Source organism: Streptomyces sp. RLA012 (assembly GCF_056270325.1).
On the sequence record NZ_JBWDPA010000002.1, the window covers coordinates 6608406 to 6629941 of the forward strand.

The 21536-nt window shown below is 68.5% G+C and carries 23 protein-coding genes and 3 pseudogenes; 17 read left to right on the forward strand and 9 right to left on the reverse strand.

Translation table 11 applies throughout. The annotated features are described in order from the left end of the window. The first annotated feature begins 387 nt into the window (after positions 1-387). Positions 388-666 carry a S26 family signal peptidase gene (locus RV986_RS30355; RefSeq protein ID WP_475924482.1) on the forward strand — a complete coding sequence of 93 codons (279 nt, stop codon included), beginning with the start codon at positions 388-390 and terminating at the stop codon, positions 664-666. A 919-nt stretch (positions 667-1585) separates the two neighbouring features. Continuing rightward, complete coding sequence (locus RV986_RS30360) at positions 1586-1951, forward strand: hypothetical protein (RefSeq protein ID WP_475920440.1); 366 nt, start codon at positions 1586-1588, stop codon at positions 1949-1951. A 419-nt stretch (positions 1952-2370) separates the two neighbouring features. Here RV986_RS30360 and RV986_RS30365 read toward each other — a convergent pair whose 3' ends face one another. Continuing rightward, the gene (locus RV986_RS30365; protein WP_475924483.1) at positions 2371-2835 is read right to left on the reverse strand and encodes an aromatic-ring hydroxylase C-terminal domain-containing protein; all 465 of its coding nucleotides are present in this window, start codon (positions 2833-2835) and stop codon (positions 2371-2373) included. Next, positions 2836-4059: pseudogene (locus RV986_RS30370) on the reverse strand (FAD-dependent monooxygenase); the annotation flags it as partial. On the opposite strand from RV986_RS30370, the gene RV986_RS30375 reads away from it, so the two are divergent. From RV986_RS30375 to RV986_RS30420, 10 genes are all read left to right on the forward strand, one after another. After that, positions 3965-4318 (forward strand): transposase, encoded by a 354-nt coding sequence (locus tag RV986_RS30375; RefSeq protein WP_475920441.1) that lies wholly within the window; start codon positions 3965-3967, stop codon positions 4316-4318. The pseudogene RV986_RS30370 and the gene RV986_RS30375 overlap by 95 nt on opposite strands. An 860-nt stretch (positions 4319-5178) precedes the next feature. Continuing rightward, on the forward strand, positions 5179-5787 hold the full coding sequence (locus tag RV986_RS30380; RefSeq protein ID WP_475920442.1) for a DJ-1/PfpI family protein: 609 nt from the start codon (positions 5179-5181) through the stop codon (positions 5785-5787). A gap of 254 nt (positions 5788-6041) precedes the next feature. Next, positions 6042-6881 (forward strand): enoyl-CoA hydratase/isomerase family protein, encoded by an 840-nt coding sequence (locus RV986_RS30385; RefSeq protein ID WP_475920443.1) that lies wholly within the window; start codon positions 6042-6044, stop codon positions 6879-6881. A gap of 118 nt (positions 6882-6999) precedes the next feature. Then, positions 7000-7368, forward strand: coding sequence for a hypothetical protein (locus RV986_RS30390; protein WP_475920444.1), 369 nt, complete (start codon positions 7000-7002; stop codon positions 7366-7368). A 179-nt stretch (positions 7369-7547) separates the two neighbouring features. After that, positions 7548-9926, forward strand: a complete 2379-nt coding sequence (locus RV986_RS30395; protein WP_475920445.1) for a sensor histidine kinase — start codon at positions 7548-7550, stop codon at positions 9924-9926. Further along, positions 9923-10258: a roadblock/LC7 domain-containing protein gene (locus RV986_RS30400; protein WP_475920446.1), complete on the forward strand. Its 336-nt coding sequence runs from the start codon at positions 9923-9925 to the stop codon at positions 10256-10258. The genes RV986_RS30395 and RV986_RS30400 overlap by 4 nt, the downstream gene beginning before the upstream one ends. 133 nt (positions 10259-10391) lie before the next feature. Next, the gene (locus RV986_RS30405; protein ID WP_475920447.1) at positions 10392-10784 is read left to right on the forward strand and encodes a DUF742 domain-containing protein; all 393 of its coding nucleotides are present in this window, start codon (positions 10392-10394) and stop codon (positions 10782-10784) included. A gap of 19 nt (positions 10785-10803) precedes the next feature. After that, entirely contained in the window at positions 10804-11421 is a 618-nt protein-coding gene (locus RV986_RS30410; protein ID WP_475920448.1) for a GTP-binding protein, read from the forward strand. Positions 11422-12216: 795 nt separating this feature from the next. Next, complete coding sequence (locus RV986_RS30415) at positions 12217-13362, forward strand: sialidase family protein (RefSeq protein WP_475920449.1); 1146 nt, start codon at positions 12217-12219, stop codon at positions 13360-13362. Positions 13363-13434: 72 nt separating this feature from the next. Next, a complete protein-coding gene (locus RV986_RS30420) occupies positions 13435-13632 on the forward strand; it encodes a hypothetical protein (RefSeq protein ID WP_475920450.1) in 198 nt (65 codons plus the stop codon). 58 nt (positions 13633-13690) lie between these two features. Here the strand turns inward: RV986_RS30420 and RV986_RS30425 are convergent, their stop codons facing one another. Beyond that, positions 13691-13951, reverse strand: coding sequence for a hypothetical protein (locus RV986_RS30425; protein ID WP_475920451.1), 261 nt, complete (start codon positions 13949-13951; stop codon positions 13691-13693). Positions 13952-13980: 29 nt separating this feature from the next. Beyond that, positions 13981-14547, reverse strand: a complete 567-nt coding sequence (locus tag RV986_RS30430) for a Uma2 family endonuclease (RefSeq protein ID WP_475920452.1) — start codon at positions 14545-14547, stop codon at positions 13981-13983. Between the two features lie 147 nt (positions 14548-14694). Between RV986_RS30430 and RV986_RS30435 the strand changes: the two genes are divergently transcribed. Then, positions 14695-15000, forward strand: coding sequence for a transposase (locus tag RV986_RS30435; protein WP_475920453.1), 306 nt, complete (start codon positions 14695-14697; stop codon positions 14998-15000). A gap of 36 nt (positions 15001-15036) precedes the next feature. Further along, entirely contained in the window at positions 15037-15798 is a 762-nt protein-coding gene (locus RV986_RS30440; protein WP_475920454.1) for an IS3 family transposase, read from the forward strand. Here the strand turns inward: RV986_RS30440 and RV986_RS30445 are convergent. The 4 genes from RV986_RS30445 to RV986_RS30460 all read right to left on the reverse strand — a co-directional run bounded on the left by RV986_RS30445 (position 15746) and on the right by RV986_RS30460 (position 19808). Then, positions 15746-16759 (reverse strand): LacI family DNA-binding transcriptional regulator, encoded by a 1014-nt coding sequence (locus RV986_RS30445; RefSeq protein WP_475920455.1) that lies wholly within the window; start codon positions 16757-16759, stop codon positions 15746-15748. The two genes, RV986_RS30440 and RV986_RS30445, sit on opposite strands and share 53 nt — an antisense overlap. A 75-nt stretch (positions 16760-16834) precedes the next feature. After that, the gene (locus tag RV986_RS30450; protein ID WP_475920456.1) at positions 16835-17671 is read right to left on the reverse strand and encodes an ATP-binding cassette domain-containing protein; all 837 of its coding nucleotides are present in this window, start codon (positions 17669-17671) and stop codon (positions 16835-16837) included. Then, complete coding sequence (locus tag RV986_RS30455; RefSeq protein ID WP_475920457.1) at positions 17668-18663, reverse strand: ABC transporter permease; 996 nt, start codon at positions 18661-18663, stop codon at positions 17668-17670. The genes RV986_RS30450 and RV986_RS30455 overlap by 4 nt, the downstream gene beginning before the upstream one ends. Before the next feature lie 128 nt (positions 18664-18791). After that, the gene (locus RV986_RS30460) at positions 18792-19808 is read right to left on the reverse strand and encodes a substrate-binding domain-containing protein (protein ID WP_475920458.1); all 1017 of its coding nucleotides are present in this window, start codon (positions 19806-19808) and stop codon (positions 18792-18794) included. A gap of 207 nt (positions 19809-20015) precedes the next feature. Between RV986_RS30460 and RV986_RS30465 the strand changes: the two are divergent. Both RV986_RS30465 and RV986_RS30470 read left to right on the forward strand, forming a co-directional pair. Further along, positions 20016-20123, forward strand: a pseudogene (locus tag RV986_RS30465) (carbohydrate kinase family protein); the annotation flags it as partial. A 333-nt stretch (positions 20124-20456) separates the two neighbouring features. Then, positions 20457-20759: a putative quinol monooxygenase gene (locus tag RV986_RS30470; RefSeq protein ID WP_475920459.1), complete on the forward strand. Its 303-nt coding sequence runs from the start codon at positions 20457-20459 to the stop codon at positions 20757-20759. A 216-nt stretch (positions 20760-20975) separates the two neighbouring features. On the opposite strand, the gene RV986_RS30475 is transcribed toward RV986_RS30470, so the two are convergent. Beyond that, entirely contained in the window at positions 20976-21134 is a 159-nt protein-coding gene (locus tag RV986_RS30475; protein ID WP_475920460.1) for a hypothetical protein, read from the reverse strand. A gap of 149 nt (positions 21135-21283) precedes the next feature. On the opposite strand from RV986_RS30475, the pseudogene RV986_RS30480 reads away from it, so the two are divergent. Next, positions 21284-21469: pseudogene (locus tag RV986_RS30480) on the forward strand (DUF2000 family protein); the annotation flags it as partial. Positions 21470-21536 lie beyond the last annotated feature (67 nt).

Genomic DNA, 21536 nt, shown 5'->3' on the forward strand with positions numbered 1-21536 from the left:
GGCACCAGGACCGACCCTCGCTGTCAGCCAACCGTGCTTCTGGAAGTGCCGTGGGTCTCGGTCAGTTCGGTCGGTCCCGGCCCGGATCGGGCGCGCAGCGACTTCAGGTTTGTGACTTCGGGTCTGCGACTTCGGGTCTGTGGCTTCGGGTCTGTGACTTCGGGTCTGTGACTTTCAGGTCTGTGGCTTCAGCAGACTCGGTCACCTGGCAACGTTCGCCGTGTGGTGGGCGTGGGACGAAATTCGGTGGGCCGGCCCGGCCGCATCTGCCACGATCACCGGATGGGCGCATTGGATGCAGTGGCAGCCAGGGTTGCCGGTGGGGGCACCGTTGAGTTCCGGCCGAGCGGCTCTTCGATGGTCCCGTTGATACGCAGTCGGCAGTTGGTGGCTGTCGCTCCGGTCGACCCCTCGAAGCTGGCGGTCGGGGACATCGTCCTTGCCCGTGTCGCCGGCACCGTGTACTTGCATCTGGTGTCGTCCCTCGATCCAGCCAGGAAGCGGGTGCAGATCAGCAACAATCGGGGCCACATCAACGGCTGGACCAGCCACGACCGCGTCTTCGGTATCTGTGTGGCGGTCGACGGGGTCCCCCGGGCCGGTACCGCGGGCAAGGTTCTGGAGCCGACCCCAACAACCGGCCCTGAACAGGGAGAAGACGGATAGCCCCCGCTCCGCCGTGATCTGACGCTCCACCGGTGTAGGGCTGCCAGGCCCTACAGCGAGAAGGTCCCGGGAATCATCGAGGCGCTCACGCGGCGCGGCCACACCATCGTCACGGTGTCGCAGCTGCTCGCCCCTGCCAGGCCTCAGCCGGGGATGGTCTACCGGCCCTGAACAACCGCAACAGATCCGCGCCGTCGGGCAGCGACACGCGATGTCCGCCGTGGCAGTGCAGCTTTGTAGGCGAGTCGTGGTCCTGGTCAACTTCTGTGAGCTGCGCGCGCCGAGTGGTGGCCGACGGCCGGAGCGGTGCTCGGGAAGTTGCCGGAAAGCACCGAAAGCGATCGTCAACCCATCGACTTTGGCCGACAGTTCGGTGCCGCAGTAGAAGTCGTGCTCCGGCTGGGGGAGTTGCTGGCCTCTCGCCGCTCGGTGACGATGGCTCTCCCAGCCGTGCAGTCGTGCAGTCGTGCAGTCGTGCAGTCGTGCAGCCGCGCGGCCGCGCAGCCGTGCGGCGGCTGCGTAGAACGTCTCGCTCTCGGCCCGCCCGTGCCCCTCCTCCACGCGGGCCTGCGCCGCGGGTCGCGCGGCCTGCTCGCCGCGGAGGAGGGGACGCAGGGACTCGCACTCCTGGGCGCGGTTCTGGTCGGCCGACCGTGGCCGCCATCGTTTCCACACCGCGACGGCTCGTCGGCCGCCGGCGGTGACCAGGACGGGGCGGCGCTCCCCGGCACCGGCCGAGGCCCGCTCCGGGGCCGGCCGGGGGCGCGACCGCGGCCTGCTGCATTGGCATCACCTACGTCACCGGGTCGGGGGACTGCGGCGTCGGCTGCCGGGCCGGACACCCCGGATAAGTGCGATCATCGCACAAGGTGACAGGGCGACTCCGATCCGTCACCAAGCCTGTCAGGAGGACCAATCGATGAACGTCACTCTGAAGCGCCTGCTCGGCGTTACCGCGGCGGTGGCCACGGGCGCGACGGCTCTGCTCGGCACCGGCGTCGGCACCGCAGGCGCCGCCGGCCGCGCGCACTGCGACCGCGCCGAACAGGACGTGTGGAGCAGCGGGCCCAGCCGCAGCGTGACCGGCCACCGCTGCAGCATCCCGTCCCGCAAGGGCCGCTGGTACACCGTCGAGATCGACAGCCTCGTACAGACCCGCTACAAGGGGGACACCCTGGACGGAGGGGTCGACCGGACCAGGACTCTGCACAACAGAACCATCAGGTGCCTGGGCTACACCTCCGACAACGGCACGGTGAACTGGTTCGGATGCCCACCTGCCTGACCCACCTGCCTGACCCACCTGCCTGACCCACCCGCCGAATGCGGCGGCCTCGGCCCATGGCGCGGTTGTGGTGCGGCACCCGCCGACCGATCCGGACGACAAAGAACCCCCGAAGAGGACCCCACCGGCACGTAGGAAGAGGACCCCACCGGCACATAGCGGCACCCCTGTGGCGCGGCGCCTGAAACGCCGAAGGGCCGACCCACGAGGAAACCCCTCCTGAGCCGGCCCTTCTCGCTGTGCGCTGTGGCGCTGCTTCGGCAGGCAGGATGTGATGTCTGTGTGTCCGACCTCTCCCGCATCCAGGCCGAGATCACGGCGTACTACCGAGCGCTCGATGAAGGCGCCTCCCGCCCGTGGCACGCTGAAGGGCACGAGCCGGCGGAACACCGCAACGCCCACGAGCCCAGGCTGTCAGTTCACTCCGCGTGGTGGCCCACCTCGCCCAACCATCGCGTCAGGGTCTTGCGCACCTCGTCCGGGTGGGGGGCCTCGGCCGCCCAAGCGGTATAACCGTCGGGCCGGACCAGCAGTGTGGGGTGCAGGCCGGCCGCTGGGGAGGCCGTCACCACCCGCCCCGCCCACGGCGCGGCAATCGTGGCGATGTCGCGGCCCACCAGGACGAACTTGCCCTGACGCAGCGCCTCGTACAGCCGAGACGGTTCACCTGCCAGGCGGAGGTCCGGCACCCGGCGCCCAGCGAGCGGATGAGAACCCAGGGGTGCTCGGTAGTTGATCGAGATGCCGGAGATGCCGCGTGCCGCATGCGCCTCCACCACGCGCAGCTGATGGGCGACGGAGGCCACCCAGATCCGCAACGTACGGACTGCAGCCGATCGGGCGGTGACGGCCGTGAGGAGTGCGTGACTGACGCGCAAGACCATTCGCCCCACCGGGTGACGCTCCGATTGGTAGCTGTCCAGCAGCTCATCACCGGACCAGCCGTGCAGAACGGCCGCCAGTTTCCAGCCGAGGTTGGCAGCGTCCTGCATCCCGGTGTTCATGCCCATGCCGCCGGCGGGCGAGTGGACGTGTGCGGCGTCGCCCGCGAGGAACACCCTTCCTTGCCGGTAGCGGGGTACCTGCCGTTCGTCGCTGTGGAAGCGCGAAATCCAGCGCGCGTCGTGCATCCCGAGGTCATCACCGATGGTTCGCCTCGTGACGTCCCGGACTTCCTCCAGGGTGACGGGCGCATCCTCGGTCGACTGCCGTTTCCGGTCTCAGGCGATGGCCCGGTACCAGCCGTCACCAAAGGGCGCGAAGAAGGTGTAACCATCTTCGTTCGAGGCGAAATTAAGAGGTTGGTCCGGCGCGCGCTCAAGCAGCACGTCGGCCAACATCACCGACCGGACGGCCGACTTGGCGGGGAACGGCATGCCCAGGCTCTGCCGGACGGTGCTGCGTGCCCCGTCCGTACCGACCACGTAGCGGGCCCGAAGTGTGGCCGTGGTGCCGTCCGGATAGCTCACGTCCACGTCTACGCCGTCCGGGTCCTGCCGTATCCCTGTGGCCCGGGCCCCGCGCGTTATCGCGGCACCCGCTTCCTCGGCCCGGCGCAGCAGGAGTCGCTCGACCTGCCACTGGGGAGTGATGAGCATGAAAGGAAAGCGGGTTCGCAGCCCGGAGAAGTCGATGTGGATACGGCCGAACGGGCGCAACGACTGGACTGGCGTGCCGATACGGAGCAGTTCGTCGGCCAGGCCCCGGGCGTCGAGCTCCTCCATGGTCCGCGCATGGACGGTGAAGGCTCGGCTCAGGTTGGATTCGTGATCGCGCCGTTCCAGCAGCGTCACCTCGACTCCGGAACCGGCGAGGTCGCCCGCGAGCAGAAGCCCGGTCGGGCCGGCCCCGACCACCAGAACATCCACGACCGGTGCCCCGTGTTCGTCTGAAGGACCACGGGACGACCTATCCCTTATGTCCACGTTTCCCAGTATTAGCCCTCCGTGAAGGTGCCGCTCGGTGGGGCCGGCGGGCGGCGGCCGGCCCCACCCGTGGTGCAACACCAGCCGGGTGCCCACCACTGCGCCGGCGGTGAACGCGGCGGAGCGGAACCAAGTGGGCCACGCCCGTTGGAAGTTCCTCATCTGGTGCGCGGACGCCGACATCCCCGAAGTCCGTACCCTCGCCGCCCTCGCCGCCATCGTCGACCGCTGGTGGACCGAGATCGCCGCGTTCATCGACACCGGACACAGCAACGCCAGGAGCGAAGGCATCAACCGCGTGATCAACCGCGTGATCAATCGTGTGGTCAAGCTCGTCGCACGCAACGCGTTCGGGTTCCGCAACGGCGACAACCAGCGCCTACGGACACGCTGCGTCACCACCCGCCGAGCCCGTGGACACCTCTGCACCGCTCAACTTTGAAAACCCGGTTGACTGCCATACGCGCCCTTGGCGTTGAGGTCGAGCTCGCTGCCGACCTGCTCGATCGTGCTCAGGTTGAGAGCCGGCGTACGGTCACCGCGACTGCTGGACGCACGGCCTTGGGCAGGCTGGAGCATGCTGCCGATGTACTGCAGGGCGGCAAGATGCTGTCGCCACTGGTGCTACGGAGACCTCGTGGGCCACTTCACCCGCACCGCCGAGCAGGTCGTCAAGACCGGCTGCTGGGAACCGCCCCCTTGTTTCCTGGCGTCGTGGGAGACGATCAGTGGGGGTGCGTATGCAAGGTGATCCGCCTTGGTGGGCCATTGTCGTGATCTCAGCGGCCGCGACGGCGATTGTGGGCGCCGTCGTTCTGTCCGTCGTCGCCGTCACGTTCCTGAGCACGAGTTGGCTTCGGTGGCGGCGGCGCCGGCACGGTTGAGTTCCCCGAGTCAGTGCCCCGTCGCCCCATTGGCCTTGGGATGTTGAGGTCCGGCTTCATCTTGTGCAGCAACCGCCCGATTGCGCTGCGTCGGCCTGGTAGGAGGCGCCGCCACTTGGGGACCTCCGTCTGCGTCACCTCGCGCATGTACGAGCTCCGCCCCTTGCTCGGCGTGGTTCCCCGCACGCTCCGGCACGGTTCTGGCACGGGGCGTGGACCGTATCGTCGCCGGTTCGGTAAGGCCGAGGGTGAAGCTGGTCTCGTTTGCCTCGACCCCTCCGTCTCGGCCTTCAACCGGTCCAGGCGCGACTTCGGCAACTGCGCACTGACAGACGAGCCACCGATTGCCGATTGGCCTGCGACCTGGGCACAGCGCCCTGAGAGACTGCACTCCAGTGCCGCGCTTTGAGGAGATGCCATGCAGGTAGCCGTGGTCACCTTTGACGGATTCAACGAGCTCGACAGCTTCATCGCCTCCGCGCTGATCAACCGGTGCCGAAAGGACGGCTTGGAGGCCTTCATCACGACCCCGACCCCGGTGGTCACGTCCATGAACGGCGTCGAGGTAACCGGACAGCGCCCGATGGAGTTCGTGACCGAAGCCGACGTCGTGCTGATCGGCAGCGGGGTGAAGGCGCGCGAGGTGGTCGCCGACGACCGGCTGATCTCCAGGCTGCCGCTCGACCCTTCGCGACAGTTGATCGGTGCGCAGTGCTCCGGCGCGCTGGTGCTCGCCCGGCTCGGGTTGCTGGACGACATGCCGGCCTGCACGGACATGAAGAGCCGCCCCTTTGTGGAAGCCCGCAACGTCACCGTGCTGGACGCGCCGTTCCACGCCGAGGGGAACATCGCCACGGCGGGCGGTTGCCTGGCGTCCCAGTATCTCGCCACGTGGGTGATCACCCGCATGCTCGGGCAGGACGCCGCGCGCGACGTCATCGGCTACGTGGCTCCGGTCGGCGAGAACCAGGAGACCGTCGAGCGGGCCATGCGTGCCGTCCACGCGGGCGAGGTCGTACCGCGCTGAGGCTCCGCGAATCGGGCCTGGGCCTGCGTCCTTGGAACGGGTGACGGGAATCGAACCCGCGCCCTGAACCCTTACCGACCTGCCAGGCACATGTCGGGCAGGTGTTCGATTCCGGCTCGGCCCGGACCGCTCAGGGAGCCCACCGGTGAGGGGTGACATAGCATGGCAAAACCGGGCGAAAGGCTGGCTGTCAAGCCCTGAGCGATCGGGCGTCCACGAGAAGGACGGGGCTGAGCGATGACAGGAAGACCGAGATGACCGCCTCGTACGAAACCATCAAGACCAGGCTGGATGGTTCCGTCCTGTCCGCCACGTTCAACGCGCCGCCGATGAACCTCATCGGTCCCGAGGTGGTGCGGGACCTGGTCGCACTGCTTGACGAACTGTCCCACCCGACCGCCCCACGCGTGGTGATCTTCGACAGTGCGGACGCCGACTTCTTCTTCCCGCACGTCGACATGACGAAAGTCCCCGAGTACACCGCTGAGGCAGCGAAGGCCGGAGGCCCCGGCGATGCCTCCCTGGGAATGCTGTTCCGCAAGCTGAGCCGGCTCCCGGCTGTCACCATCGCCAAGCTGCGCGGCCGCGCCCGGGGCGCGGGCAGTGAGTTCCTCCTTGCCTGCGACATGCGCTTCGCCTCCCGGGAGAACGCCATCCTGGGCCAGCCCGAAGTGGGAATCGGAGCACCCCCCGGTGCGGGCGCGATCCAGCACCTCACCCGCCTGCTGGGCCGGGGCCGTGCACTCGAAGCCGTACTGACGTCGTCGGACTTCGACGCCGACCTCGCCGAACGCTATGGATGGGTCAATCGCGCGGTCCCTGACGCCGAACTGGACGAGTTCGTAGCAGGCATCGCCACGCGCATCAGCGGATTCCCCCGCGACGCGCTGATCGCGGCCAAGTCGGCAATCAACGCCATCAGCCTGCCGGCCCCTGCCGAAGTACGCGCAGACGCCGCGCTGTTCCAGCAACTCGTCCGAGGCGAGAAAGTGCAGCAGCGCACGGCCGAGCTGTTCAAGCAGGGCTTCCAGACCCGTGGTGCCACCGAACTCGACCTCGGAGACGCCCTGGGCCACTTGAAGGCCGTCGACTGATGAAGAATTGCCGCCCCATAAAAGAAACGACCCAACACTGAGTGGGCCTTTGCCGTTGCCCTCCCCGAACCGGACACCTCATGCCACGCTGCCTCCACCAGTAAGGGGGCGCATCACCATGATCGAGGTCAAAGGCCACGGCGGGCAGGTCCAGTTCGACGGCCAGTACGTCACTATCACCCGCAAGGGGTTCCTCGCCCGCGCCACTGTCGGTAAGGGCGAGAAGCGACTCCACATCAGCCAGATCACCGTCACGAAGCAGCAACAGCCGGAGTTCGAGAAGCTCCGCGCCGCCCTCGACCAGGCGATTGCCGCCCAGCACGCGCCGCAGGTGCCAACTGTCGCCGGGGCGGCCTCGGTCGCGGACGAGTCAGGGACCGGCCGCACGTCACCGGAGCAGAGTTCAGGAGAGCGGGAGCCCCCTGGACGCTCCCGTCACGGTGCGTTCACACACTGTCACCCGAAGCATCGGTATCAATTTGAATGATCAAACTATTGAGATTAATTGTGTGATGAGTAGGCTCCGTCTGACATCGCGCGGACCCCATTTCGGACCAGTCCGTCATCGCTAGCATGCCGGGGACTTCTGTGGCACTTCACTCGCGAGCGGCAAAACGGCAGATAGGCCAAGAAGTGGAACGGCGGCAAGGCGGCCAGGAGACGGTTTTGGAGCGAGGGTTGTCGCTGCGTACGACCCTGCTCGTGCTGGCCCTGGTTCCCACCGTCGCCCTGGTCGCCCTGTGGGCGATGAACTCGGCTCAGCTCTACGGCAACTGGAAGAGTGTCCACGACCGCAACGAAGCGGGCAAGCAGGTCGGGCAGCCGATCGGCGTCGTCTTCTACCAGTTGCAGGCGGAGCGGCAACTGAGCGCGGCGGCACTCGCCGACCCCAAGGCCTACCAGTCGAAACTGGCGAAGCAGCGTGCGCTCACCGACCGCTCCGTCCAGGGGCTCGAAGCGCTCTCCGACGCCCTGCCGGCCGCTCTCGCCAAGGGTTACCAGCAGGTCGGCCGGGGCCTGGACCGACTGCCCGAGTACCGCGCCGCGGTGGACAAGCGGGACGCCACCCAGGAGCAGACGTTCGACCGCTACACCGATGTCATCGCGTCGGACGCGCAACTGTTCGAGGACTTCACCAACGTGGGCTTCGGCGAGGTCACCGTCCTCGCCAAGCCGCTGATCGACTCGGTGTGGGGCATGGAGATGCTCTCGCGCGAGAGCGCGGTCTTCACCGCGGCAACGGTGAGCGGCCACTTCACCAGTGCGCAGCGCTCCCAGCTCGCCGAGGCGATCGGCAGTCAGCAGCACATCTACGACAACAAGGTCGTACCGCGGCTGCCGAGCGGGCCCGCCAAGACGTACCAGGGCATCCTGTCCGGCGCGGCCTGGAAGCAGAAGACCCGGATCGAGCAGACGGTCCTGGCCGCCGAGAACCCTGGCGAGGACGGCCGGACCCCGGTATCCGCACAGGTGGGCAAGGAGTGGCAGCAGAGCTACGGGGCGATAACAGCCCAGCTGCTGCAGGCAAGCGGCTCCTACTCCGAGTACCTCGTCGGCGCCACCGAGGACCAGCTCGGCGGCATGATGACGGACCTGATCGTCAACAGCGTCGTGGGCGGCGCGGCCGTACTGCTGGTGTTCCTGGTCTCGTTGCGGCTCACCGGAGTCCTGCGCCGCCGTATCTTCGGGCTGCGCTCCGCGGCGCTGGAGCTGCAGACCCGGCTGCCCGACATGGTGGAGCGGCTGCGGCAGGGCGAGACGGTCGACACGGACGCCGAACTGCCCGAGATCCGTTACGGCAACGACGAACTGGGCATGCTCGGCCAGGCTCTCAACGAGGCCCGCGGCAGTGCGCTGGAGACAGCCGTGCGGCAGGTCGAGCAGTACCGCGGCTTCGAGCGCCTGCTGCAGCGCATCGCCAGACGCACCCAGTTGCTGATCGGCATGCAGATGAAACGTCTCGGCGAGATGCAGCGGCAGCACGAGGACCCCAAGATCCTGGAAGGGCTCTTCGACGTCGACCACCTGGCCGCCCGACTGCGGCGCTACGAGGAGAACCTGGTCATCCTCGGTGGCGGTCAGCCCCAGCGGCGCTGGCGCAATCCCGTGCTGCTGCTGGACGTGCTGCGCGCCGCGCAGGGCGAGGTGCAGGACTACCGGCGCATCCGGATCGACACCGAGGGCGAGACCTGGCTGTCCGAGCGCGCGGTCGGCGCCATGGTGCACGTACTGGCCGAACTGATGGAGAACGCGGTGTCGTTCTCCAAACCGCCGACTCCGGTGGAGGTGTCCGCGACCCGGGTGGGCCGTGGCGTCGCGGTCGAGATCGAGGACCGGGGCATGGGCATGGACCCCGAGCAGTACGCCGAGGCCAACCGCCTGATGGCCGACCCGCCCCGCATGGACGTGATGTCCCGCGCCGACGACGCCCGCCTCGGCCTGTACGTCGTGGCGCGACTGTCCGCCAACCTGGGGCTGAACGTGGAGCTGCGGCCCTCCTCCTTCGGCGGTACCCGGGTGGTCGTACTGGTGCCGGCAGAGCTGATCTCCGACGGGAGGCCGGCCTCGGAGCCACCGGACGGCGCTGTCCCGGCCCAGCTCTCGATCATCGGCGCGCCCCGCTCGGGGCAGGACGGCGATCCCCGAGATCTGTGGCCGGAGCCCCACCCCCAGCAGCAACTGCAACCGCACTCCGGTGATCAGGAGGCGTTCACCCGCCCGCTCATCGGCTCCTGGGCCAGACCGCCGGCCCGCACCACCGCCGTGTCCCCCACGACGAGTTCGGAACCGCTGCCCCGCCGGGTACGACAGGCCAGTCTGGCCGCCGAACTTCGCGATCCTCCCCGTGCGTACGCCGAGGCGCCGCACGTCGAGACGTCGGAGACGGAGCCGTTGCCGCGCCGGATCGCGCCGCGCCGCTCCGGCGCCACCATCGGCGCCTTCCAGCGCCAGTCCCGGATAGCCCGGCTCGGGTCCGACTCCGATCAACAGCCCACTCACCCCTCACCGGGCCATGACGGGGCCCGCAAGGAAGACAGACGATGACTTTGCGAACCACTGCCACCAACTCCGACCTCGACTGGCTGCTCGACCGCTTGGTCGACCAGGTTCCGGGCACCAGGAACGCCATCGTGCTGTCCGACGACGGCCTGGTGGTCAGCCAGTCCAGCAGTATCGACCGGGTCGACGCGGAACGCCTGGCTGCCATCGCCACCGGCCAGCAGAGCCTGGCTCGCGGAGTCGGTGATGTCTTCGGCGGCGGGGACCGGTCCACCAGGTCATCATCGAGCTCCGTGAACTCTGGCTCTTCGTCAGCTCCGCCGGCCGGGGCACGCACCTGGCGGTCGTGGCGGACCAGGAGGTGGACGCCGAGGTGATGTCCGTGGCGATGCACACCCTCGTACAGCAGGTCGGGCAACGCCTGGGTACCGAGGTTCGTGTGGTGCGGGAGGACGCTGAGGGATCGGGGTCCCGCCGCTCCAGCGACGGCGAGAGTGGGGGAGGGCGTGGGTGAGCCACTGGGCGGACGCGGCACCGGACGACGAGTACGCGGAACAGAGCTTCATCAGGCCGTACACGATCACCCAGGGGCGCACGACCTCGGCTCGGGACGACCTCACCCTCATCACCGTGATCGCGACGGTTGCTGCCCCCGGTGAGCAGGCCTCGCCCCGTGGCCTGCAACCCGAACACAGACTGATCCTTGAGCAGTGCCGCACCCCGGTGGCTCTCGCCGAGGTCGCCGCCGGGCTGAACCTGCCCGTGGCGGTGACGAAGATCCTTGTCTCCGACCTGATCGCGCTCGGCAGGGTGACGGCCCGGGCACCGCTGGCGGTCGCGGTGGGCCAGGGACTGGACATGACACTTCTTCAGGCGGTGAAAGATGGCCTACTCAGACTCTGACGACCAGGTCGGGACACACATGACCCACTCCACCTCGGCCCAGGCTCCGGCGGCGGTGAAAATACTCATCGCGGGTGGATTCGGCGTGGGCAAGACCACCATGGTCGGTGCCGTGAGCGAGGTCGTGCCCCTGAACACCGAGGAGCATCTGACCGTCGCGGGCGTCGGCGTGGACGACATCGACGGGGTGGACCAGAAGGCCACCACGACGGTGGCCCTGGACTTCGGCCGGATCACCGTGAACTCCCAACTCGTGCTGTACCTCTTCGGCACACCCGGCCAGGAACGCTTCTGGTTCATGTGGAACGACCTGGTGCACGGGGCGCTCGGCGCCGTCGTCCTCGTGGACACCCGGCGGCTGAAGAGCAGTTTCGCGTCGATCGACTTCTTCGAGAGCCGCGGTATCCCGTTCGTCGTCGGCGTCAACTGCTTCGACGGACGCCAGGACCGCACCGAGTCCGAGGTCCGGGAGGCACTCGACCTCGACCCGCACACCCCCGTCGTCATGGGCGACCTCCGGCAGCGCCGGGCAAGCCGCGACCTGTTGCTGACCCTGATCGAGCTTCTGATGTCCGGCCTGGCACCGCTGCCGAGTCACCCGACGGCCGCGCTGCCGGGCACGAACAGCACCACGTGACTCTCAAGGTCTGACGCTCTCTTCCCTCGCACGTGGACGCGGCCCGGCTTGAGCCCCAGGACGGCCTGGGCCGCGCCGGACGGCACCGGTACCACTGCCCCTCGACCCCGTCGGCACACCGAAGTGGTGGGCCGCTTCGAGCACTCCCGCGCGGTTGGGGTCGACCGGCTCCAGGCGGTGTCGAGGCCCTCCTTGTCGACGAACGCGGCGCTGCGGTCGTCGCCACCGGCAGGGCTGGACACCACGGTCCGGAACGCGCGGGCCGCCGCCACGTGGAGGACCCCGACGATCCGGCAGAGGCAGAGGCAGAGGCAGAGGCAGAGGCAGAGGCAGAGGCAGAGGCAGAGGCAGAGGTCGAGGCCGAAGTCTCCGGCCTGCCACGGCACCTCCATGGCCACCCCGCATGTCGCGGGCGCCGCCGCCACCATGGACGCCGAGATCCGCGACCAGTTCCAACAAGGAGTTCCACGTCCGCGGGCACCTCGTGTGCCTCACCGCTGGCGGCTCGAGGCTCGGGTACCTGGTTCGCGGAATTCCACGAGCTGCGCAACTGGACCACCGGCGGCCCGATGGGCGAAGTGCAGATGTTCTACGGCGACGGCCCCATCACCCGCGACACCGCCACCGCCGCCGCCGCCACCGCCGCCGCCAACGACCTGGTCATCACCGCCCAGTGGTTCACGGCGGGCGCCTCCAACACCCTCACCCCCGCAGCCTCGTTGAACGCTTCATGTGACGCGCTGCCACTGCAGACGCCTATGCTCCCGCAGGGGAACAGCCACAACCGGGGGAAACATGCGTCGCACCACTGCCGTCCTGGCGACCGCTGCAGCCACACTCACCGCAGCGCTCGCCGTCACCGTCCAGCCACACGACGCCAGCGCGGCGCCAGGCTGTATCGCTTCAACGCCCTTCACGTCCGGCACCAGCGGCTACAACACCGTCCGCATACCCGCCCTGGTCAACTCCCGAGGTGTCCTCGTGGCGTTCGCCGAGGGACGACGGAACTCGTCCTCCGACTCCGGCGATATCGAGATCGTCTCCCGCCGCTCCACCGACGGCGGCTGCACCTGGAGCCCGCTCAAGCGCATCGCCGACAACGGCAATGACTCCGTCGGCAACCCCGCCCCGGTCGCCGACCCGGCCACCGGCCGCATCGTCCTGCTGACCACCCGCCAGTCCGGCAAGGTCTCCCAGGCGGACATCCAGGCCGGAACCGTCTCCGCGGCCAACGGGCGCCGCGTCTACGCGCAGACCAGCTCCGACAACGGCGTCACCTGGACCACACCCCGGGAGATCACCAGCACCACCAAGCGGACCTCCTGGCGCTGGTACGCCACCGGGCCCGGCCACGGCATCGCGCTCACCTCCGGGCGGCTGGTCGTTCTCGCGAACCACACCGGTGCCGGCATGCTGCGCGGCTCGCACCTGCTGCTGTCCGACGACCACGGCCAGACGTGGCGCATCGGCGCCGTCGACGACCACACAGACGGTGTCATCAACCCCGACGAGACCACCGCCGCGCAGCTGCCCGACGGGCGGCTCTACCTCAACGCCCGCGACGAAGGCGGCACCGACCCCACCACGCGCGCCTTCACCTACAGCCTGACCAACGGCAGCACCTTCTCCGCCGCGTTCCGGCCGATGCCCGCCCTCATCGCCCCGGTCGTCAAGGGCACCCTGCTGCAGGACACCGGCACCAGCTGCAAGCCGCTGCTGTTCTCCGCCCCGCAGGACCCTGCGCGGCGGCAGAACCTGACGGTGCGCCGCAGCGCGGACGGCGGCCGCACCTGGCGCACCCAGGTGATCATCGCCCCGGGTCCGGCCGCGTACTCCGACCTCGCCAAGCTCGACCGGACCACGGCCGGCGTGCTCTACGAAACGGGCACCACCGGACCGTACGAACGGATCCAGTTCCAGCGGTTCACGGTCACCTGCTGACCCGAACCGCACCCAACCCCCCTTCAGCCCCGCGCCAACCGGCCGGGGCTTTCTGCATGCCCTGGAGCACTGATGTCCGATCTGTGGATACCCGGCGTGACCCGGCACGCCCTCGGCAACGAGGGGAGGATGAGCGGCGGCCCCGCGCGGACCGTCCGGCACATCACCAGCAACGAGCACGACTGGACCTTCAAGAACGAGCCGGGCTGGTTCACCGTCGGCAGCGCCGACGTCGCCCCCCCCCAGGGTCCGCCGCAGACATCCTGCTGATCCACCTCGGTCAATACCCGTGCCACCGTCGCGAAGTCGTCGGCACGGTTCCCGGGGCTCACACGTAGGCCCCCCTGGCCGCCGAGGCGTGGACCACGGCGGCCGGTGTGCCGTCGGTGCGGACGCCGGTGATCCGGAAGTACGACGTCTGGCCGAGCTCCATGGGCACGTAGGCGTGGTACAGGCGGTTCGGGGCCGCCGCGACGGAGGTGACCGGTTCGTATGTCCTGGCGGTCGCGTTCCAGCGCTCCACGCGGTACGCGGTGATGCCGGCGCAGGCCGTCTCGTCGGAGCAGGACCACTCCACGCGGCCGCTCACGCGCTGTCGGCTGCTGAGCAGCGCGTGGGTCAGATCTGGCCGAGGTCGATCTCCACCGCGAAGGGGGCCGCTGCCTTGAGGACGCCGGTGAACACGTCTCCGTCCCGGTAGGTCTTCGTCGCGGGGTCGAGAACGTAGGTGTACACGAGAGGAACGCCTGTTGCGGCCTGCTCGATCCTCCAGTAGAAGCCGATGCCTGCCTTGGCGTACTGGTCGACCTTCACGATCCGGTCGGTGGTCTCCGAGCCTGGCGACACCACCTCCGCGACCAGCAGTACGTGCTCAGGGCGGGTGGGGGTGATGTCGATCGTGTCTGCGCGGTACACGACGACGTCCGGGCGGCGATTGGTGAGAGGGACGTCCTGAAGCCGGACGTCGAGGTCCGTGTCGGCGTTCCACTCCGGGCCCGAGGCGGCATCCAGGGCGTTCGCCAGCATCCGGGCCAGCCGGTTGTGCCGCTTGGACGCGCTCGGACTCACGACGACCATCCCGTCCACGATCTCGATACCGGCGCACTGCTCCTCGGACCAGGACTCGTACTCCTCCGCCGTGATCTGCTCATGCATCCACGCCGGGGCCATCATCTCGGCCGTCATGAAGCACCTCCCGGACACTGTGCCGCGGGCCCGATCCCGCTGGATTCAGCGTACTGTCTGCCGTCCGTCCGGCATGCTGAAGTTCCACCCTCGGCCTGGACAGCCTGATACTGGGACGACAGGTCCCGGAGGAAGCAGTTCCAGGTAGTGAGCAAGAAGAGCAATACGAGCAAGCGGTACACGGCCGAGTTCAAGCGGGACGCGGTCGCGCTGGCGCTGTCCTCGGACAAGACGGTGACCGAGGTCGCCCGGGATCTCGGCGTGAGTCCGGAGGGCCTGCGGGGCTGGGTGAAGCAGGAGAAGATCGACCGGGGTGAGGGACCGGCCGGTGCGCTCACGACGGCGGAGCGTGAGGAGCTCGCGAGGCTGCGGCGCAAGGTCCGCGAGCAGGAGCAGACGATCGAGGTGCTGGGAAAAGCCACGGCCTTCTTCGCGCAGCAGAGGACGAAGTAGCCGCGCGCTACCGGTTCATCGACGTGGAGAGGGTGAGTGAGGCCAATCCCGGCGGGTACAGCGTGCCGGCTGCTGAAGGTGGGCCGCTCGGCCTACTACGCCTACCTTGCGGGCCGGGAGGCTGCCCAGATTCGACAGGAGGGCGAAGACGAGCTCGCCGGGGAGATCCGGCAGATCCACGCCGAATCCCGTGGCGCTTACGGTGCCCCGCGGGTGACCGCGGTCCTGCGGCACGGGGGCAGGCCGGTCAGCCGGAAGAAGGTCGAACGGATCATGCGGGAGCGCGGCATCCGCGGGATCACGCGACGTCGGCGTCGCAGTCTGACGAAGGCCGACACCAAAGCGGCGCCGTCGCCGGACCTGGTCGGCCGCGACTTCACCGCCGCCGAGCCTGGCACGAAGCTGGTGTCCGACATCACCTACCTGCCCACCTTGGCCGGCTGGTGGTATCTCGCGACGGTCATTGACCTGGCCACACGCGAGGTGATCGGGTACGCGATGGCCGACCACCACCGGGCCGAGCTCGTCGTCGACGCTCTGCGGATGGCCGCTGCCCGCGGCGGGCTGAAGGAGGGGTGCATCACGCACCGACGTCTTCCGTTTCGTCGAGGTCGAGTACAACCGCACTCGCCTGCGCAAGCACCCCGAGTACGGCTACGTCACCCCACTCGAGACCAGAGCTCTGGCGACGCAAGGCCTCACTCCCGCAGCATAAACACCCGCTGTCCAAGCCCAGGGTGGAACTTCACACGGGTTGCTCCCCCGAGCCTCGGACGATCAGTCGTGTGGGAACGGTGATGGTGCGGGCGCGGGAGCGGTCGCCGTCGAGTCGTGCCAGCGCCATGGTCGCCGCTGTTCTGCCGAGTTCTTCCGCGTCCTGGGCGACGACGGTCAGGGCCGGTTCGAGTGCCTCGGCCAGCGATACGTCGTCGAAGGCGACGACGGCGACATCCTTGCGCTTGCTGCGGGCCAGTTCGGCGACGATGCCCAGCGCCATGATGTTGTTGCCGGCGAACAGGGCAGTGGGGGGATCGGCCAGGCCGAGGAGTTGGGCGGTCGCGGCCTCGGCGCCCTGCTGGTCGTGGGCGTTGGTGACGAGTGAGCGGTCGTAGGGGATGTCGGCTTCCTGCAGCGCGGAGCGGTAGCCGGCCAGACGTTCACGGCGGGTGTACAGCTTCGGGGGCAGGTCGCCGACGAAGCTGATGCGCCGGTGGCCGTGGGCGATGAGGTGGGCGACGCCGTCGTGGGCTCCGGCGCGGTTGGAGCTGACGATGCTGTCCGTGGCGAGGCCGGCTCCGGGGCGGTCGAGGAAGACGACGGGCAGTCCCGCCGTGCGGTGGGACTTGAGGTGGGAGTGGTCGGCGCCGACGGACGGAACGACGATCAGCATGCTGACCCGCCGGGCGAGGAACTTGTCCGTCAGGGCGCGTTCGCGATCGGGGTCGTCCGCGGAGGAGCCCATGAGCAGGGTCAGTCCGCGGTCGCGGACGGTGTCCTCAATGGCGCGGGCCACGGCTCCGAAGAAGGGGTTGGCGAGGTCGGGAATGACCAGGCCGATGGTGGTGTCCGGGCCGCCGACGCGGATGTTGCGGGCCATCAGGTTCGGCTGGAAGCCGAGCTTGGCCACTGCGGCCAGTACCTGTTCCCTGGTCTGCGCGGAGGCGGGCCCGTCCTCGTTGAGGACTCGGGAGACCGTCTTGGCGCTGACGCCGACTTCGCGGGCGACGTCGGCCAGGGTGGGGCGGCGGTTCGCTGCCATGGAGAAACCGTCTCCTGAGGGCTCTCGGTTCCGGCCGCGGCCTCGGCCGGAAACTGCGAGAGCTGGGTTGTGCTGTCAGGTGGCCTGGACTCCGGCGGCCTTCGCGGCCTTGGAATCCGCTACGACAGTATCTCCGGCCTCGTCGATGCTGAGCGCGCCGGTCATGATGGCGACGACCTCGGCCATGGAGTAGTCGGACGGCTTGATCACGGCAGCGCGCCGGCCCAGCCGGTGGACGTGGATCCGGTCGGCGATCTCGAAGACGTGGGGCATGTTGTGGCTGATCAGAACGACCGGCATGCCCTTGTCGCGAACGCGGCGGATGAGGTCCAGGACCTGACCGGACTCCTTGACGCCGAGGGCTGCTGTGGGCTCGTCCATGACGACGACGCTGCGGGCCCAGGCGACGGAACGGGCGACCGCAACGGCCTGCCGCTGTCCGCCGGAGAGCGTCTCCACCGACTGCGTCAGCGAGCGCAGGCCGATCTTCAGGTCAGCCATGTGCTCGGCGGCCTCCTGCCGCATCCGCTTCTTGTCCAGCATGCGGAAGACACTGCCGAGCACGCCGGCACGGCGGAGCTCACGCCCGAGGAACATGTTCGAGGCGATGTCCATGGAGGCCGCCACGGCGAGGTCCTGATAGACCGTCTCGATGCCGTGGGCGCGGGCACTTTGCGGGCCGGAGAAGGTGATGGGCTCCCCGTTGAGGCGTATCTCGCCGGCGTCGGGGACCACCGCGCCGGTGAGGGCCTTGATCAGGCTGGTTTTGCCGGCGCCGTTGTCGCCGATGACGGCGAGGACCTCGCCGGGGAGCAGGTCGAAGTCGGCGCCGTCGATGGCGGTGACGTGGCCGTAGCGCTTGACCAGACCACGGGCCTGCAGAACGGGCGTGGGGGAAGTGGTGGCGGTCATTGGACCTTCTTCCGGGAGATCTGGTCGACGGTCACCGCGAGGATCACCAGAACACCGGTGATCAAGGTCTGGTAGATGGAGGCGACGCCCATCAGTTGGAGGCCGTTGCGGAAGACGCCGACGATGAGAACGCCGATGAAGGTGCCCAGGACCGATCCGCGTCCGCCGAAGAGGCTGGTGCCGCCGAGGACCACGGCGGTGATGCTGTCGAGGTTGTCGGTCTGTCCCGCCTGGGGGTCGCCGACTCCGGTGCGGGAGATGAGCAGCAGGGCGGCGATCCCGTACAGCAGACCCGCCACGGTGTAGATGCCGATCGTCAGCCGGGAGGTGCGGATACCGTTCAGCCGCGCCGCTTCCTGGCTGTTGCCCAGGGCGTAGACGTGCCGGCCCCAGCCGGTGCTGCTCAGCGCGTAGGCGAGCAGGAGGAACAGGGCGATGGTGACCAGGGAGCCGTAGGTGATGTCGGTGTGGCCGAGCGGGAAGGTCTGCCCGAGGGCCGTCAGCGGGCCGGGCAGGTTGGTGACCGTCTGCTCCTCGGAGTAGATGTGGGTCAGCGCGAACGCCACGTTGAGCATGCCGAGGGTGACGATGAACGGCGGCAGCGGGATCTTCTGCACCAGCAGTCCGTTGAGCAGCCCGAAGCCCGCGCAGACCGCTATGCCCAGCGCGATGGCGACGAGCGGCGGCAGGGAGCCCTCGGCGGCCATCTTGGCGATCATGATGCTGCCGAACGCCATCACGGCTCCGCAGGACAGGTCGATGCCCGCGGTGAGGATGATCAGGGTCTGTCCGATGGCGAGGGTGCCGACGACCATCACCTGCTGCACGATCAGCGAGAAGTTGCCGCCGCTGAGGAACTGGTCGGTCGAGAGGGCGAAGAAGGCGCAGGCGAGAAGGAGGGCGACCAGAGGGCCGGTGGTCGGTGCCGTGAGCAGTCTGCGGGCCGTGGTCGGCGCTTTGAGCTCGGCGTACGGCGTGGTCGTGGCTGTCATGCGAAGTCCTTGTCGGAAGACAGAAGTCCCGGTGGGAGGACAAGGGGGCGGCCGTCCCCGGTCGGGGAGGTGGGGGCGGCCGCCCCGCTGACGGGTTTGGAAATGGCGGCCAGGGGCGGGTGAGCGGCTCAGCCCCAGCAGTTGTCCAGGCCGTAGGCGGTGTCCTTCGACGTGACCCCGTCCTGCGCCTTGTCGGTGATCAGCGTGACGCCGGTGTCGGTGTAACCGGACGCTTTCTTGCCGTCCTTGGCGTACGTCACGACGGCCTTGACGCCCTCGGCGGCCATCTTCAGCGGGTACTGCTGCGAAGTCGCGGCGATCTTGCTGTCCTTGACGGCCTGGGTGCCGGTGCAGCCGCCGTCGACCGAGACGATCAGGACGTCCTTCTCCCGGCCCTTGGCCTTCAGCGCGGTGTACGCACCCAGGGCCGCCGGTTCGTTGATGGTGTAGACGACGTTGATGCCGGGCGCCTTCTGCAGGCAGTTCTCCATCGCGGTCTGGCCCTTGGCCTGGTCGCCACCCGTGTCCTGGGCGCACACGACGTCCTTGTCGGTGGCGCCGAAGCCCTTCAGGAATCCGTTGTGCCGCTGGACGCCGACGGAGACACCCGGCGCGAGGTCGAGGGCGGCTATCTTCGCCGTCTTGCCCTTCATGGCGGCCTTGGCGTACTCGCCGATCAGCTGGCCGGCCTTGAGGTTGTCGGTGGCGAAGAGGGCGTCGACCGCGCTCTCCGGCTCGGTCGGGGTGTCCAGGGCGATGACCAGGACACCCTTGGCGCGGGCTTTCTGGATCGCGGGCACGATCGCCTTGGAGTCGCTCGGGGTGATCAGGATGCCCTTCACGCCGGCGGCGACCATGTTCTCGATGGCCGTGACCTGACCTGCGTTGTCCCCGTCGAACTTGCCTGCCGCGGTGGACAGTTGGGCGCCGTTCTCCTTGGCGGCCTTCTCCGCGCCCTCCTTCATCTTCACGAAGAACGGGTTGGTGTCGGTCTTGGTGATCAGACCGACCTTGACGCTGCCCGATCCGGTGCCCGCGGTGCCCGATCCCGATCCGGATCCACAGGCGGTCAGGGCGAGGGCTGCGACACCCGTGCAGGCAGCGGCTCTGAGCAAGGGGGAGGGCAGACGAGAGATGCGTGACATGAACGACTCCTGCGGGATTGCGGGCGAACGGCCGGCATCGGGGCATGCCGTCCCTCGGTGTCATCGTTGACTTATGTCATCGTTGACACTGCTTGGCGAGGATGATGGACTCCGTTCCCCGGCAACGTCAATGCCTTGTACCCGTCACAAATCGGCAACGCCCGCGGCCGTCGCCCGCCCGAAGCCGCTCACCGGCTGCCCGGGACGTGCTTGTTTCTGTCCGCGCAGGTCGCGGCCCTGACCTGTTCGGTTGCCGGCCCCAACCCGCCGTGGCCGAACCAGTTGGCGCAGTTCGCGACCGTCGGCGACGCCTGATGGTCTGTCGGTCCGCACCGGAGCAATCGAGCCCGAACCGTTGACGCACTGGCCGGATTGCGCTTCATAATCGGACACTCGATGTCATCGATGACATGAGTCGACGATGACACCCCTGGTCGGCGGCGTGGACGCCGGCCTCGGCCCGGGGCTTTCAGGTCCGTCCGCGCCGGGACCGCAGTCACCGCTGCGCGGATGGCCGGGGGACAAGGAGACATCCTGAGCCCTGTACGCGTAACCCGGCATGCCCGCATGCGAGGGATCGGCTCGGTGAATCTGGACAAGGCCGTCGCCTGGCACCTCGACTTCGCTCATTGACAAGGACACGAAACCGTGAAGAAGACCCTGCTCGCCGAGTTCACCGCCCGAGAGGGAGCGGAGGACGAGGTCGCCCGCCTGATCCGGGACTACGCCCTGAAGGTGCGGGAAGAGGAAGGCAACCTGGCCTTCGACGTCTACACCAAGGCGGCGAACCCGCGCGGATACTGGATCTTCGAGGTCTACCGGGACGAGGACGCCTTCAAGACGCACCTGGGCGCCCCGTACGGTGCCCCGTTCAACGCCGCCCTCACCCCGCTGATCGAGGAGGACGCCTCCGTACTGACGTTCCTCGATCCGCTGGCCACGCATCCGTAACGGGCGCTGAACACCGGCGGCGACCCGGAGCTGGAGCGCAGAAAGATCGAACTGCTGCTCCAACTCCGGGTCGACGGGGTTTGTACGCGTGCATGTACCACCGGGTCGTGGAGGTGCCGGAGCAGTTGTGGCGGAACGGCCCGCCGCGCTCGCTTTGCTGGTCAGCCGTGCTCTGCCGCGCCTGGCTGGCGCGGCAGAGCAGGACAGGGCCTGCGGTCAGCTGATCGCGGCGGCGAAGATGTGCATCCGCTCGATGTTGGGGAGACCGGCGAAGGCGACCTGCTTGCCCTCGGTCAGCGGGACCGTCGTCGCGTAGAGGCTCACGTTGTTGCTCAGCGGCCCCGTGGCTGTGTACAGGTAGGGGGCAGGGGGCACGGCCTTGGGTCAAGCCCCGTGCACGGATGGGGCTCACCTCTGTACCGGTTCGCCGATCCTTGGCCTCCCTCTCCTTGCGCTGGGCCACACCGTATGCGGACCACGGACCCTGATGGACTGGGCAGCTGGTGGGGCACGGGCACCTTCTGATCCGTAGCCGTGCCCTGCCCCGTGCCGTCTTCACCTCCGACCTCTTCGCGACCGGCAACGACCGCGACAACCGTGCCGCCGTCCGGGCCGTGCCGACGGAGGAGCTGGACCTGATGGGACTGGCGGTGTACGGGCCGCGGAACGCGGTGGACAAGGTGCTGAAGGGCGCGCGGATGCGTACGTGACTGAATCTGCACAGCGAATGCGCGAATGCGCAACTGCGGCACGGGAGCGTTCTGTTGGTGCGGAGTT

What these genes read in the sequence shown, in the direction of transcription:
- RV986_RS30360 (WP_475920440.1), top strand. Translation starts at nt 1,586, where the DNA reads ATGAACGTCACTCTGAAGCGCCTGCTCGGCGTTACCGCGGCGGTGGCC.
- RV986_RS30365 (WP_475924483.1), bottom strand. Translation starts at nt 2,835, where the DNA reads ATGGTCTTGCGCGTCAGTCACGCACTCCTCACGGCCGTCACCGCCCGA.
- RV986_RS30380 (WP_475920442.1), top strand. Translation starts at nt 5,179, where the DNA reads ATGCAGGTAGCCGTGGTCACCTTTGACGGATTCAACGAGCTCGACAGC.
- RV986_RS30385 (WP_475920443.1), top strand. Translation starts at nt 6,042, where the DNA reads ATGACCGCCTCGTACGAAACCATCAAGACCAGGCTGGATGGTTCCGTC.
- RV986_RS30390 (WP_475920444.1), top strand. Translation starts at nt 7,000, where the DNA reads ATGATCGAGGTCAAAGGCCACGGCGGGCAGGTCCAGTTCGACGGCCAG.
- RV986_RS30400 (WP_475920446.1), top strand. Translation starts at nt 9,923, where the DNA reads ATGACTTTGCGAACCACTGCCACCAACTCCGACCTCGACTGGCTGCTC.
- RV986_RS30410 (WP_475920448.1), top strand. Translation starts at nt 10,804, where the DNA reads ATGACCCACTCCACCTCGGCCCAGGCTCCGGCGGCGGTGAAAATACTC.
- RV986_RS30415 (WP_475920449.1), top strand. Translation starts at nt 12,217, where the DNA reads ATGCGTCGCACCACTGCCGTCCTGGCGACCGCTGCAGCCACACTCACC.
- RV986_RS30420 (WP_475920450.1), top strand. Translation starts at nt 13,435, where the DNA reads ATGTCCGATCTGTGGATACCCGGCGTGACCCGGCACGCCCTCGGCAAC.
- RV986_RS30430 (WP_475920452.1), bottom strand. Translation starts at nt 14,547, where the DNA reads ATGACGGCCGAGATGATGGCCCCGGCGTGGATGCATGAGCAGATCACG.
- RV986_RS30445 (WP_475920455.1), bottom strand. Translation starts at nt 16,759, where the DNA reads ATGGCAGCGAACCGCCGCCCCACCCTGGCCGACGTCGCCCGCGAAGTC.
- RV986_RS30450 (WP_475920456.1), bottom strand. Translation starts at nt 17,671, where the DNA reads ATGACCGCCACCACTTCCCCCACGCCCGTTCTGCAGGCCCGTGGTCTG.
- RV986_RS30455 (WP_475920457.1), bottom strand. Translation starts at nt 18,663, where the DNA reads ATGACAGCCACGACCACGCCGTACGCCGAGCTCAAAGCGCCGACCACG.
- RV986_RS30460 (WP_475920458.1), bottom strand. Translation starts at nt 19,808, where the DNA reads ATGTCACGCATCTCTCGTCTGCCCTCCCCCTTGCTCAGAGCCGCTGCC.